This window comes from Paenibacillus sp. J31R98, assembly GCF_056269245.1.
Genome location: NZ_JBWDNO010000013.1, coordinates 1 through 13,027, shown reverse-complemented (window position 1 = coordinate 13,027; position 13,027 = coordinate 1). Strand labels below are relative to the sequence as shown.

The window sequence follows — 13,027 nt, the reverse complement described above, 5'->3', positions numbered from 1 at the left end:
ATATATGCCGGAGATCGGCCGCCTTGTGAAGGTGCTTCGGGGTAAAGACGCAGGCTCATATGCCGTTATCATTCAGGTTCTGGATGAACGTTTTGTTCTTGTAGCAGACGGTGACAAGCGGCGCTTCGATCAATCGAAGAAGAAGAACGTACTGCATCTTCTGATGCAACCGGTCGTCAGTTCAGAAGTGGCTGACAGCATGCGGGAAACCGGCCGTGTAACGAACGCAAAATTGCGTTATGCTATTCAGAAGGCTTTGCAAGGGAAAGGAGACTGACTTTGGCTAAAGAAGACGTCATTGAAGTCGAAGGTACGGTTATTGAACCACTACCTAACGCTATGTTCAAGGTTGAACTGGAGAACGGACATCAGATTCTCGCTCATGTATCGGGCAAGCTCAGAATGCACTTCATCCGCATTCTGACTGGAGATAAAGTAGTCATTCAGTTGTCGCCTTATGATTTGTCTAGAGGACGCATTACCTATCGGAAGTAGGCTGCTTAGCGGTCTACCCACGAAAGATATCGGGAGGTAATCACAATGAAGGTAAGACCTTCGGTCAAGCCGATTTGCGAGAAATGTAAAGTCATTCGCCGCAAAGGCAATGTTATGGTTATTTGTGAAAATCCGAAACACAAACAAAAACAAGGATAAAGGAGGGATAACGATACATGGCACGTATTTCTGGTGTAGACTTACCGCGTGATAAGCGCGTTGTCATCGCTCTGACATACATCTTCGGTATTGGCAGAACTACTGCTAACAAGATCTTGGAAGCGACTGGTATTAGCGAAAATACTCGTGTACGCGATCTGACTGAAGATGAAGTTAGCCAACTTCGTGAAACAATCGACAAGACTGTTAAAGTGGAAGGCGACCTTCGTCGTGAGATCTCGCTTAACATCAAACGTCTGATCGAGATCGGTTGCTACCGTGGTGTTCGTCACCGTCGTGGTCTTCCGGTTCGTGGTCAACGGACTAAAACAAATGCTCGTACGCGTAAAGGTCCTCGCCGGACTGTAGCGAACAAGAAGAAATAAGAAGGAGGGATAACCGATAATGGCTAAACCAAAAAAAGTGGTGCGTACGAAACGTCGTGACCGTAAAAATATTGACTCTGGCGTAGCGCACATTCGCTCGACGTTCAATAATACGATCGTAACGATCACAGATCCGCACGGAAACGCGATTTCTTGGGCAAGCTCGGGTAACCTCGGCTTTAAAGGTTCCCGTAAGAGCACGCCTTACGCAGCTCAAATGGCTGCAGAATCCGCAGCTAAAGCGGCAATGGAACACGGTATGAAGACAGTCGAAGTAATGGTTAAAGGCCCAGGCGCTGGTCGTGAAGCAGCAATTCGTTCGCTTCAAGCAACTGGTCTAGAAGTTAACCTTATTAAAGACGTAACTCCGGTTCCACATAACGGATGCCGCCCGCCAAAACGTCGTCGCGTATAGTCCAAATTTTGTGGTATCAAATTAATCCAACTTGTGAATAATGGTTGTGAAGGTTTGCCATACTACATGATTTGACTTACATTCGCGATAATGGTAACGGAGCGACGTTTTGAGGGAGGGTTCTATTAGTGATTGAGATCGAAAAGCCGAAAATCGAAACCGTAGAACTGAATGAAGATGGCACGTACGGACGGTTCGTCGTAGAACCGCTTGAACGCGGATATGGAGCAACGCTTGGGAATTCCCTTCGTAGAATCCTGTTGTCGTCGCTGCCTGGTGCAGCGGTAACATCTGTTCAAATCGACGGTGTTCTTCATGAGTTCTCTACGGTTCCAGGTGTGATGGAGGACGTTACCGAAATCATCCTGAATCTCAAAGGCCTCTCGTTAAAAATCCATTCCGACGAAGAGAAGGTATTGGAAATTGATGCGGAAGGCGAAGGCAACGTTACGGCTGGCGATATTCGCGCAGACAGCGATGTCGAGATTTTAAGCCCTGATCTTCATATCGCGACGCTGGCCTCCGGTGCACGTCTCCACATGCGAGTATTCGCTAATCGTGGACGCGGTTATGTGCAAGCAGATCGGAACAAACGGGAAGATCAGCCAATTGGCGTCATCCCTGTTGATTCGATCTACACGCCGATTACTCGTGTGAACTACACAGTTGAGAACACTCGTGTTGGTCAAGTGACTAACTACGATAAGCTCACACTTGAAGTTTGGACCGACGGAAGCATTCGTCCGGAAGAGGCAGTCAGCCTCGGCGCCAAAATTTTGACTGAGCATCTGGATCTGTTCGTTGGTCTGACTGACGAAGCGAAAGATGCTGAGATCATGGTTGAAAAAGAAGAAGACAAGAAAGAGAAAGTGCTCGAGATGACGATCGAAGAACTCGATCTGTCCGTGCGTTCTTATAACTGTCTCAAACGTGCAGGTATCAATACCGTTCAAGAGCTGATCACGAAGACGGAAGAAGACATGATGAAAGTCCGTAACCTCGGACGCAAGTCTTTGGAAGAAGTTCAAGAGAAGCTTGAAGAACTTGGTCTTGGCCTCCGCATGGAAGAATAAAAAGCAGCGCAGACTAGAGGTCTATAGACTGTTTTAAGGAGGGGAAATTCGAATGGCATATTCAAAATTGAGCCGTGACGCTAGCTCCCGGAAAGCATTGTTCCGCGATCTCGTTACTGACTTGTTCTTGTATGAGCGTATTCAAACGACTGAGGCGAAAGCGAAAGAGCTTCGTCCAATCGCTGAGAAGCTGATCACGCTTGCTAAACGCGGTGACCTTCACGCGCGTCGTCAAGTAGCAGCTTTCGTTCGCCGTGAGTCTCTTGCTGCAGGTGAGCAAGATGCAATCCAAAAATTGTTCTCCGAACTGGCTACTCGCTACTCGGAGCGTCCAGGCGGCTATACGCGTATCTTGAAACTAGGACCTCGTCGCGGTGACGCGGCGCCTATGGTTTACTTGGAACTGGTAGACCGCGCGTAGCAAACGAAGGGTGGACCTTGCGGCCACCTTTTTTTGTTGCCCATGGTTTGGGTTGAAATCTTGGGTAAAGAGGAGATTTGGGGATGAGAAACATTCGGATGGTCATCAGCTATGTAGGCACGACCTATCATGGCTTTCAGACACAGCCGATCGGTAATACAGTTCAAGATATTCTGGAGCAGGCGATTGTCGTGTTAACAGGGGAAAACGTAGATATTACAGCGTCAGGAAGAACAGATGCCGGTGTTCACGCTCGTGGGCAGGTTATTAACTTCCAGACCTCTTCTCCAATTCCGGTGCATCGGTGGGCGCTCGCGCTCAATTCCAGATTGCCGGATGATATCTCTGTGCTGAGTGCGGATGAAGTTCCCCTTGATTTTCACGCCAGTTATAGCGCTAAACGGAAGACGTATCGATACTCCATTGATACGAACAAGTTTGCAGATGTATTTGAACGGCATTACCGGTTTCATTATCCCATGCCTCTTCGACTTCTGGATATGAGAGTTGCGCTTGCGAAGCTGGTTGGTCAGCATGACTTTACGTCATTCGCATCGCAACGATCGACGAAACGCACGCATGTGCGAACGGTAATCAAAGCGCGGTTAGACGAGAGCGACGGGAAGCTAGATCTCTTTATTACGGGTGATGGCTTCCTGTACAACATGGTACGAATCATTGTAGGGACTCTTCTACGAGTCGGAGAAGGCAAATGGACTGTGGACGATGTTGTCCGTATTCTGGCTGCGAAAGACCGCACTAAGGCAGGACCTACGGCTATGGCTCACGGTCTCACTTTGTGGGAAGTGGAATACGAGAATTGACGAGCATTACCAGCTCTTCACATGGATCGTGTCCAAAGAAATCACTTGCACTTGCCTATTCGTTGTAGTAGAATATAACTTGTGCTTTCTTAGTGGCTCTCCCACAGCCCCGACTGAGATCGCCGTCTAAAATTAGTATTTAGAATAGTAATCGAGCCGTTTACAGATGATTGGCTCGAGGAGACCGATGGTCGATTCAGCATCATCTCTAAAGGTCACGTAACATCATACATGAACCGATTGTTTGAATGAAGAAGGAGGAACATCCATGCGCACTACCTATATGGCTAAGCCAAATGAAGTTGAACGCAAATGGTACGTCATTGACGCAGAAGGCAAAACGCTTGGCCGCCTTGCGAGCGAAGCTGCAGCCCTGATTCGCGGCAAACACAAACCACAATTTACACCTCACGTTGACACTGGTGACTTCGTAGTTGTTATCAACGCTGAGAAGATCCACCTGACAGGTAAGAAGCTGCAAAACAAAATGTACTACCGTCACTCGATGTATCAAGGCGGATTGAAAGTTACTCCAGCCCAAGATATGATCAAGAACAAACCAGAGTACGTTCTGGAACAAGCTATCCATGGTATGCTTCCTAAGAATCGCCTTGGCGACAAAATGAAGCTTAAGCTTAAAGTATATGCAGGATCGGTACACCCGCATCAAGCACAAAATCCAGAAGTTTACGAACTTCGCGGTTAATTAGAGGGAGGACAGTTTCATGGCACAAGTTCAATACTATGGAACCGGTCGTCGTAAACACTCTGTAGCACGTGTACGTCTCGTGCCGGGTGAAGGACGAATCATTATCAACAAACGCGACCTGAATGATTACTTCGGTTTGGAAACATTGAAGCTGATCGTTAAACAACCGCTTGCTCTTACTGAGACTGCAAGCAAGTACGACATTTTGGTTATCGCACATGGCGGCGGTATCTCCGGTCAAGCTGGCGCAATCCGTCACGGTATTTCCCGTGCATTGCTTAAAGCTGATCCAGAATTCCGTCCAGCTTTGAAACGTGCTGGCTTCTTGACTCGTGACCCACGTATGAAAGAGCGTAAGAAATACGGTCTTAAAGCAGCTCGTCGTGCTCCACAATTCTCGAAACGTTAATATTTATTGCTCAATGCCTTCTCTGCTTATGCGGAGAAGGCATTTTTCATTTATTTGCGTATTTATAAATATTGAACAATTTGAATATTGGACGTATAATTTAATGTAGATTAGTTTACTAGGAATTAGAGATGGAGGGCATCACCATGAATCTTTTCGAAAAAGAAGCGCTTATTAAAGAGCAAGCAGAGTTATTGGAAACGGCTACGCCACAGGAGATCCTGAAATTTGCTGTAGAAACATTCCCGAACATTACATTTGCATGCAGCTTTGGTGCGGAAGATGTCGTGCTGGTTGACATGCTGCAGAAGATCAGCCCGAATACGGATATTTTCTATCTGGATACGGACTTCCATTTTAAAGAGACATATGAGACACGCGACAAGATGCAGGAGATCTACAACCTGAAGTTTGTAGAAGTAAAGCCGGTCCTTACACCTGAAGAGCAAGCAGCACAATTCGGTGAGGAGCTTTGGAAGTCGAACGCAACGCAATGCTGCAACATCCGTAAAGTTGATCCGCTCACTCAGATCCTTTCCAAGTATGAAGCTTGGATTACAGGTATCCGTCGTGACCAAGCGCCGACTCGTGCGAATGCGAAGAAGATTGAGTACGACACGAAGTTTGGTTTGGTTAAATTCAATCCGATTGCGAATTGGACTTCTGAAGATGTTTGGAACTACATCCGCGAGAACAACGTGTACTACAATCCGCTTCACGACAACCACTATCCAAGCATTGGCTGCGAATACTGCACACGCCAAGTAATGCCAGGTGAAGACCCTCGCGCAGGACGTTGGTCGGGCCAAGAGAAAACGGAATGCGGATTGCACAAATAAAAAGCAGAATGACCATTAGCAGTGAGAGTTTGACTTGCGTCAAACTCCCTATTACAGGAGGCCATACATGACCAGCATTAATCCGCATGGCGGCGTACTCGTCAACCGAATCGCGACAGGCGTCGAACGCGAAGCACTTTTAACAGAAGCAGCATCGTTACCAGCAATTATCGTGAGTAATTGGGCAATTTCGGATTTGGATCTAATTGGCGTAGGCGCGTTCTCGCCGCTTACAGGTTTTTTAAATGAAGCAGACTATCGCTCGGTTGTTGAGCGTATGCGGCTTGCAGACGGTACCGTATGGAGTATTCCAATTACGCTTGCCGTAGAAGAGGTAAAGGCATCTGAGCTGTCCGTTGGGCAGCGTGCAGCACTTATTGGCGAAGACAACACGTTGTACGGTGTAATCGATATCGAGAGCATCTATAGCGTTGATCAGAAGCATGAAGCTGTGAACGTGTTTAAGACTGATGATCTCGAGCACCCTGGCGTAGCGAAGCTCCTCGAGCGTCCTTCTACCTATGTAGGTGGTCCGATTACAGTGTTGAACCGTCCAGTGCCGGAGAAGTTTAACGAGTTTTATTTTGATCCATCTCAGACGAGACAGATCTTTGCAGAGAAGGGCTGGCGCACAGTCGTTGGCTTCCAGACTCGTAATCCGGTTCACCGTGCTCATGAATATATTCAGAAGTGTGCGATGGAAATCGTAGATGCACTCTTCTTGAACCCGCTCGTTGGCGAAACGAAGTCCGATGACGTTCCAGCGAATGTACGTATGAAGAGCTATATCGCACTGCTCGAGAACTATTACCCAGCTGACCGTACATTCCTGGGCGTATTCCCGGCAGCTATGCGTTATGCAGGCCCTCGTGAAGCGATCTTCCATGCGATGGTTCGCAAAAACTATGGCTGCACGCACTTCATCGTTGGTCGTGACCACGCTGGTGTAGGTGACTACTACGGTACCTATGAAGCGCAGGAGCTGCTACGTTCGTTCACAGCGGATGAACTGGGCATTACTCCACTTTATTTTGAACACAGCTTCTTCTGCACGAAGTGCGGCAACATGGCATCGAGCAAGACGTGCCCGCACGACAATGCAGATCATCTAACACTGTCTGGTACGAAAGTCCGTGCGCTGCTGCGTGATGGCGTATGCCCGCCGCCGGAATTCTCCCGTCCAGAGGTTGCTAAGATTCTCATTGAAGGCATGTCGGAGCAGCCTGTGAATAAATAGAGGTTAACGGCCGCACCAAACGCTTTTGTCGTCATAAGACGGCAAAGGCGTTTTTGCTTAGGAGAGCGCATAACAGGCCATCTCGTCCCATAGGATGATAAAGAGCACAGGACAATCTGTGCATGATCATCGGATGGAGATTGGGGTGGCTTGTTGTATGACCAGAGTTCGGAAACGCTTCGTCGTCTGGATCACTTATCGCGGTGCAGTACGAATCACGTTAGGCATCGTGGCTGTTATGTTGACAATCATTCTGCTGACGCAGGAAGTACCGGCTACGCGTACCTGGACGTATTGGACTTTACCCTTATCCGGTAAGGTGATTGCGATTGATGCGGGTCATGGTGGTGTAGATGGAGGAGCTGTCAGTAAGCAGGGACTCGTGGAGAAAGACCTGAATCTTGCGATCGCTCTGCAGCTTCGTGATTATCTGCAGGAAGCCGGCGCCATTGTTGTCATGACCAGAGAAGGCGACTACGACCTTGCGAATGAAGGAACCTCTAAGATAAGCCGGCGTAAAACAGAGGACTTGGTGAAACGAGCACAGTTTGTGAAGGATAAGAACGCAAGCTTACTGCTTAGCATCCACATGAACAGCATCCCATCGCCAAAATGGTCCGGTGCACAGACGTTCTTCTATCCGAGTTTACCGGAGAATGCGGTTCTAGCCTCACTTATTCAGGATGAGATTCGGCGTAATCTTGCCAACACGGACCGAATGGCGGCAACGGTGAATAGCATCTACCTGCTTAAGGCGATGAAGGATGTGCCGAGTGCGCTTGTCGAGGTGGGCTTCTTATCGAACCCAGGAGAGGCTTCCAGGCTGGCGGATGCGGGGTATCAGAAGAAAGTGGCCGCATCGATCTATCAAGGGGTCCTGCGCTTCACAGCGGGCGAGAAATGGGGAGCAGCGCCAAAGGGACAGACGAGCTAGTCGCTTGTCTTTATGCACGGTTAAGGTTGGATGGTGGGCTTTGTCTTGTTATAATAGAGCCAGTACATGTCCTTTAGCTGTACCAGGAATGAAAACAGGGACAAGAGGAGACGAGAATACATGTTGACCCGTGAGAATGTAATTGAAGCCGCCGAGTCTGTGGCGGCTCCTTATAAAGGGGAAGGCACGCAGATTGCCTTCCGTGATGTTGTAGTGAAGGACCGTCACGTCTCGATGACGGTCATCGGTGCAGCCGCGAGCGCGGAGCGCGCGCTTGAGGCGAGCCTGCGCGAAGCGCTCGCCGCAGCTGGCGCCGAAACCGTGCACTGCCGGTTTCGTGCCAGCGAAGCTGCGCCGCAGGCGGCGAGCAGCGCTAGCGCAGCCGGCGCTTCAGCTGCCGCAGGCGCGGGCGCTGGCCCCGTACGTGGTCACGGGGCCGGGCTTGAGGCGAACACGCTGCTGAGCGGAAGCAGCGGGACGCACTTCATCGCCATCGCCAGTGGCAAGGGCGGCGTCGGCAAGTCCACGGTGACCGTCAATCTCGCGGTCGCCTTAGCCCGCAGGGGCAAACGTGTCGGCATTATCGACGCCGACATCTACGGCTTCAGTGTGCCCGATATGATGGGCATCGAAGAACGCCCGGAGGTCGTGAACGAGCGCGTAATCCCGATCGAGAAATTCGGCGTCAAAGTGATGTCGATGGGCTTCTTCGTCGAGGATAACGCACCAATCGTATGGCGTGGACCGATGCTCGGCAAGATGCTCCGCAATTTCTTTGCTGAGATTGAGTGGGGCGAGCTGGACTATCTGCTTCTGGATCTGCCTCCGGGTACTGGAGACGTCGCGCTTGATGTCCATCAGATGATCCCGCAGAGCAAGGAAATCATCGTCACGACGCCTCATGCGACAGCGGCCTTCGTTGCTGCCCGTGCTGGCGCCATGGCCATCAAGACCGAACACGAAATTATAGGTATCGTTGAGAATATGTCTTACTACATCAGCAAGAGCGGGGAGCACGAGTACGTGTTTGGCCGCGGCGGTGGCGGCAGACTGGCTGAATCGCTGAATGCCGATCTGCTCGCTCAAATTCCGCTCGGTGCGCCGGACAACTTGGCGACAGAGCAGGATTTTGCGCCATCGGTCTATAAAGCCGATACAGACACAGGCCGTATCTATTTGGATGTGGCAGACGCAGTTATCGCGAAGTGCGAAGCGTAAGCTAAGTAGCGACCTCGCGCCACGCCACTTAACACAAAGAAGCCAACATCTGCACAACTGTGCATAAGATGTTGGCTTCTTTTATCTTTGGACACTTCTTTTGATGCTTTTGAACCTTCTTTTAATACTTATCCACTGAACTTATCCACTTATTCCGATCGATCGACAAGCGTGCCCGAGGTTATCAACCACCGCCACCGCCGGAATCACCCATACCGTCACCGCCATCTCCTTCGCCTTCACCCTCGCCGCCTTGATCACCGCCGCCTTCGCCGCCGCTATCCTTTTGCTTGGTTACTTTCTCATCAGGTTTCGGCTTCAGTTCTTCTTGAACTGCTTTTTTGAGCAGATCGAGAATTTCCAAACGGTACAGCGGGCTTTGCATGGATTCCGTCATAATCGACATGACTTGCTTGCGATATTGGGTGCTTTGCAGCACTTCCAGAATCATTTTATCCATCTCAGGGCTCTTCATGACTTGAATAAGATCCTTCTGATAAGTCGGATCCTTAAGCAAATCTTTGTGAATTTGCTTATTCTGCTTATTGACTGACTTGGCAAACTCGCCGGCGAATCGTGGATCTGTCATTAATTTCTCAATGGTCTTGTTGTAATCTGGTGATACGAGTGTTTCCTTCACAGCCAACCGCATTTGCTCCTGATCCTGTACGGATAGAATTCTTGCGCTGCTGCCGGTATTGCCTGTAGTCGCTGAAGCTGATTCCTGAAGCGCCTTTTGGGCATCCTCTGTTTTAAGTATGTCGATTACCATCGATTTCATGTCTTTATAGCTGATTGGCTCGCTTGACGAGCTTGATGGCTCGGATCCGCAACCGGATAGCAACGATGCTATGATGGCGATGACACCAACCCATGACAAACGTTTGAGCATAATGGCACTGTCTCCCTTCTGGAAATGCGCATTTTTCTAGCTGTAGTATGTGACAATGTTCATCGGATTATCATGGACGGAACGTAGCTTTTTAAAAGTGGCATGGTACAATGAAGATTAATTAAAGTTGCGTGAAAATCGGGCCGTTTGAACGGTTCGGATGCGCTTTCGCACAAATTGTCTAGGAGCTGAATTAACGTGAATTTACGAAAATGGTTTTTCTTATTCTGGAGCACAATGGCAGTAGGCGCTGTAGTAACGACCATTGTTGGAAGCTTGATGCAGTGGACCGACCGCTCATTCGGATTTATCGGCGTGGAAGCGGTAGGCTTTAATGCCGGTATGATGGCGCTAGTGGGCTTGCTATTCGGTGCCTTCAGCCAAATGGGCTTCTTCTCGTACCTGACGCTGAATTACATAGCGCTGAGCGTCCTGCGCAAAGGTTACCTATGGAATGCGCTGCAAGCATATACTGCATTATTTGCATTAGGTGGCGTTGGATATTTGCTGTACCAAGATCGTGCTGCCTTGAATAATGACTGGATTTTCTGGGTATTGCCGCTTGGCCTGGCGATTGCTGCTTATGGAGTTGCTTATTACAAATCCAAGCTGACGAATAACAATGCTTTCATTCCAACATTGTTCCTGCAGATTGTAGTTACAGTAATTGAGTCCTGGAAGGCGCTTCAGGGCGAGGGAGCCAACGTGAACGCAATGATCTTCATGGTCGTGCCAATGTTTGCATGCAACGCTTATCAAATTTTGCTGCTGCACCGTCTTGTCCGTAAAGAGCAAACAGCTGATTCCGCATCAAATGCGAAACCAGCCGTTTAATTGAACGTATTAATTTTCTGCTGAAGCGTCGAGCTGCTGGAACATCGTTGTTTTATCCTGCACCGTTTTGCCTTGCAGCTCCGTTTGAGCAATGAGCTCAGATACAGTTACGAATTCATATCCTTTGCTTCGCAGCTGGTCGATAATGGCCGGCAGCGCTTCATGTGTTTGTTTTACCGAGTCACTGGCATGCATCAGTATAATGTCGCCAGGATGAGCTTTGCTAACGACGCGGTTAACGATTTTATCCGTACCGATGTTCATCCAATCGAGCGAATCCGTATCCCACTGAATCACTTTATAATTCATTTGTTCCGCAATACGAAGCACCCGTTTGTCAAAATCACCGTTAGGCATACGAATGAGACTCGGCGTTTTACCAGTTACCTGCGTAAGAATATTTTGAGCCGTCTCAATCTGAGTTCGAATCTCCTCATCACTGAACGTGCTGTAATTGCCATGCTTATGGCCGTGGCTTCCGATTTCATACCCTGCATCGACGATCTTCTTAACAATGTCCGGATGTGTTTGGCTCCAAGGGGAGGAGAGGAAGAATGTAACGTTCTTAACCCCTTTTTGCTTCAACACCTCAAGGATTGGCTCTGTCCGTTTTTCTCCCCAGCTAATATCAAACGTAAGCGCAACAACCTTCTTATCCGTCGGAACACTGTAGATGGCAGCCGGCTGATCAGGAGCAAACACCGTAATATTGTCCTTCTCAGCGTAGATTACGCCCGCAGCAAAGATAATCCCAACCGTTAATAGAAAATAACGCTTTAACTTTCGTCCATTCATCACATAAAACATGTTCATTATTTTCTTCCACTCCCCTCTAATTAGGCTTGTTCTAGTACAAGATATGCTCGTACCATAAACTTATTACAGCTCGGCCCAAAATCTGCTTAAAGAGGTGACGCGTCATGTTTACCCCAACAGAGATATTCCGCCATTTGAAGACGATGCGGCATTATATTGCATTCAGCACGATCTTTCTGCTTGCTGGCATGGTTATAGGGGCGACGAATCCGGACCTTGATGAGTTTGTTCAGGGTCAGCTGAACGGGCTCAAGGATATTGCACAAAATATCGACTCCAGCGGCCATCCAACCGTCTACTTAATGATGTTTATTTTCTTCAATAACGTTATTAAAGCGATATTGGTCATGTACATAGGCGCTATCTTCGGCATCGTGCCCATTATCTTTCTGGCGATCAATGGGATGATCATCGGCTACTTAATTCACAAGACAGCCGAGCAGGGTGGGGATGAGGTATTTACGATTATCTTCAAGGGACTTCTGCCTCATGGCATTATTGAGCTGGCCGCGATTGTTATTGCATGTGCATACGGACTCCGTTTTGGCAAAATCATGCTTCAGGGCATCGGTGCGCTTCTAACGAGACGGTCAGGATGGTCCCAGGAGCTCGAGCGGTTCGTGATGCGTACACTGCCAGTCATGGTTTTACTTACAGTGATGCTTGCTCTTGCTTCGATAATCGAGAGTACCGTAACGGTCTGGTTATTAGGCAGGTAATAAAATTTCCAATTTTTGTGCATAACAATAAAGCGGCGGTTTCGTGACATGCGAGACCGCCGTTTTGCATCGGCTAGTTAATGAAGGAGGCCGCAACACGTTATGCTCGGAATATTGTTCAACGACAAAGAATGTAAAGAACTTGACTATGTACTCCGCAAAGAACTCGACGAAATGCTGCTCGATTTGAACGATTCCCGGCTAGACGGTGATATCAAGACTGCGATTGCTAAACGTTATAAAGTGATTTTTAGGATGTATGCCCGCATGGCCTCTCCGAAAGAGCTATCCCGTTATGCGCTAAATATGCGTACATACCGCTGATTTTCAGCGTCATTCACATGTGAATAAAAAATATCAAAAAAAGTGTTGCATTGTTTGTGGGCGGTGTGATATATTAATCAAGTCGCCGCTGAGACACACGGCAGACAAGCGAAAAACGAAACATTTTGTTCCTTGAAAACTGAACAATGAGCGACCTGTCAAAAGGTCTTAAAACAAGCTAGTTTTTGAATGAGCTAACAAGCGAATTCATAAATGATCTTCGGATCACTTTTATGGAGAGTTTGATCCTGGCTCAGGACGAACGCTGGCGGCGTGCCTAATACATGCAAGTCGAGCGGATCTTGTCCTTCGGGACAAGGTTA

19 protein-coding genes and 1 rRNA gene are annotated in these 13,027 nt (G+C 48.5%); 18 read left to right on the top strand and 2 right to left on the bottom strand.

Annotated elements, in window-relative coordinates; translation table 11 throughout:
- Positions 1 to 4 precede the first annotated feature (4 nt).
- The 14 genes from AC0YNX_RS29630 (at position 5) to AC0YNX_RS29565 (ending at position 9,119) form a co-directional block, all read left to right on the top strand.
- Positions 5 to 277, top strand: a complete 273-nt coding sequence (locus tag AC0YNX_RS29630; protein WP_475819337.1) for a KOW motif-containing protein — start codon at positions 5 to 7, stop codon at positions 275 to 277.
- 2 nt (positions 278 to 279) lie between these two features.
- Positions 280 to 495 (top strand): translation initiation factor IF-1, encoded by a 216-nt coding sequence (infA, locus tag AC0YNX_RS29625; protein ID WP_015847200.1) that lies wholly within the window; start codon positions 280 to 282, stop codon positions 493 to 495.
- Positions 496 to 540: 45 nt separating this feature from the next.
- Positions 541 to 654: a 50S ribosomal protein L36 gene (rpmJ, locus tag AC0YNX_RS29620; RefSeq protein WP_003333770.1), complete on the top strand. Its 114-nt coding sequence runs from the start codon at positions 541 to 543 to the stop codon at positions 652 to 654.
- Positions 655 to 671: 17 nt separating this feature from the next.
- On the top strand, positions 672 to 1,040 hold the full coding sequence (gene rpsM / locus AC0YNX_RS29615) for a 30S ribosomal protein S13 (protein ID WP_090583270.1): 369 nt from the start codon (positions 672 to 674) through the stop codon (positions 1,038 to 1,040).
- A 19-nt stretch (positions 1,041 to 1,059) separates the two neighbouring features.
- Positions 1,060 to 1,455, top strand: coding sequence for a 30S ribosomal protein S11 (rpsK, locus tag AC0YNX_RS29610; protein ID WP_116191447.1), 396 nt, complete (start codon positions 1,060 to 1,062; stop codon positions 1,453 to 1,455).
- A 128-nt stretch (positions 1,456 to 1,583) separates the two neighbouring features.
- A complete protein-coding gene (locus AC0YNX_RS29605; RefSeq protein ID WP_112885743.1) occupies positions 1,584 to 2,528 on the top strand; it encodes a DNA-directed RNA polymerase subunit alpha in 945 nt (314 codons plus the stop codon).
- 52 nt (positions 2,529 to 2,580) lie between these two features.
- Positions 2,581 to 2,949, top strand: coding sequence for a 50S ribosomal protein L17 (gene rplQ / locus AC0YNX_RS29600; RefSeq protein ID WP_116191445.1), 369 nt, complete (start codon positions 2,581 to 2,583; stop codon positions 2,947 to 2,949).
- Between the two features lie 83 nt (positions 2,950 to 3,032).
- Positions 3,033 to 3,773 (top strand): tRNA pseudouridine(38-40) synthase TruA, encoded by a 741-nt coding sequence (truA, locus tag AC0YNX_RS29595; RefSeq protein ID WP_475819299.1) that lies wholly within the window; start codon positions 3,033 to 3,035, stop codon positions 3,771 to 3,773.
- A 268-nt stretch (positions 3,774 to 4,041) separates the two neighbouring features.
- Entirely contained in the window at positions 4,042 to 4,479 is a 438-nt protein-coding gene (gene rplM, locus AC0YNX_RS29590) for a 50S ribosomal protein L13 (protein ID WP_475819298.1), read from the top strand.
- 19 nt (positions 4,480 to 4,498) lie between these two features.
- Complete coding sequence (gene rpsI / locus AC0YNX_RS29585) at positions 4,499 to 4,891, top strand: 30S ribosomal protein S9 (protein WP_090986288.1); 393 nt, start codon at positions 4,499 to 4,501, stop codon at positions 4,889 to 4,891.
- A gap of 146 nt (positions 4,892 to 5,037) precedes the next feature.
- Positions 5,038 to 5,730 (top strand): phosphoadenylyl-sulfate reductase, encoded by a 693-nt coding sequence (locus AC0YNX_RS29580; protein WP_475819297.1) that lies wholly within the window; start codon positions 5,038 to 5,040, stop codon positions 5,728 to 5,730.
- A gap of 67 nt (positions 5,731 to 5,797) precedes the next feature.
- Positions 5,798 to 6,967 (top strand): sulfate adenylyltransferase, encoded by a 1,170-nt coding sequence (sat, locus tag AC0YNX_RS29575; RefSeq protein WP_475819296.1) that lies wholly within the window; start codon positions 5,798 to 5,800, stop codon positions 6,965 to 6,967.
- Between the two features lie 157 nt (positions 6,968 to 7,124).
- Positions 7,125 to 7,901: an N-acetylmuramoyl-L-alanine amidase CwlD gene (gene cwlD, locus AC0YNX_RS29570; RefSeq protein ID WP_475819295.1), complete on the top strand. Its 777-nt coding sequence runs from the start codon at positions 7,125 to 7,127 to the stop codon at positions 7,899 to 7,901.
- Positions 7,902 to 8,021: 120 nt separating this feature from the next.
- Entirely contained in the window at positions 8,022 to 9,119 is a 1,098-nt protein-coding gene (locus AC0YNX_RS29565; RefSeq protein ID WP_475819294.1) for an Mrp/NBP35 family ATP-binding protein, read from the top strand.
- A gap of 184 nt (positions 9,120 to 9,303) precedes the next feature.
- On the opposite strand, the gene gerD is transcribed toward AC0YNX_RS29565, so the two are convergent.
- Positions 9,304 to 10,011, bottom strand: a complete 708-nt coding sequence (gerD, locus tag AC0YNX_RS29560; protein ID WP_475819293.1) for a spore germination lipoprotein GerD — start codon at positions 10,009 to 10,011, stop codon at positions 9,304 to 9,306.
- A gap of 198 nt (positions 10,012 to 10,209) precedes the next feature.
- On the opposite strand from gerD, the gene AC0YNX_RS29555 reads away from it, so the two are divergent.
- On the top strand, positions 10,210 to 10,845 hold the full coding sequence (locus tag AC0YNX_RS29555) for a KinB-signaling pathway activation protein (RefSeq protein WP_475819292.1): 636 nt from the start codon (positions 10,210 to 10,212) through the stop codon (positions 10,843 to 10,845).
- 9 nt (positions 10,846 to 10,854) lie between these two features.
- Here AC0YNX_RS29555 and pdaB read toward each other — a convergent pair whose 3' ends face one another.
- On the bottom strand, positions 10,855 to 11,658 hold the full coding sequence (gene pdaB, locus AC0YNX_RS29550) for a polysaccharide deacetylase family sporulation protein PdaB (protein WP_475819291.1): 804 nt from the start codon (positions 11,656 to 11,658) through the stop codon (positions 10,855 to 10,857).
- A 107-nt stretch (positions 11,659 to 11,765) separates the two neighbouring features.
- Between pdaB and AC0YNX_RS29545 the strand changes: the two genes are divergently transcribed.
- The 3 genes from AC0YNX_RS29545 to AC0YNX_RS29535 form a co-directional block, all read left to right on the top strand.
- A complete protein-coding gene (locus tag AC0YNX_RS29545; RefSeq protein ID WP_475819290.1) occupies positions 11,766 to 12,380 on the top strand; it encodes a stage II sporulation protein M in 615 nt (204 codons plus the stop codon).
- Positions 12,381 to 12,482: 102 nt separating this feature from the next.
- Positions 12,483 to 12,704 (top strand): hypothetical protein, encoded by a 222-nt coding sequence (locus AC0YNX_RS29540; protein ID WP_090583299.1) that lies wholly within the window; start codon positions 12,483 to 12,485, stop codon positions 12,702 to 12,704.
- 230 nt (positions 12,705 to 12,934) lie between these two features.
- Positions 12,935 to 13,027, top strand: a 16S ribosomal RNA gene (locus tag AC0YNX_RS29535); the annotation flags it as partial.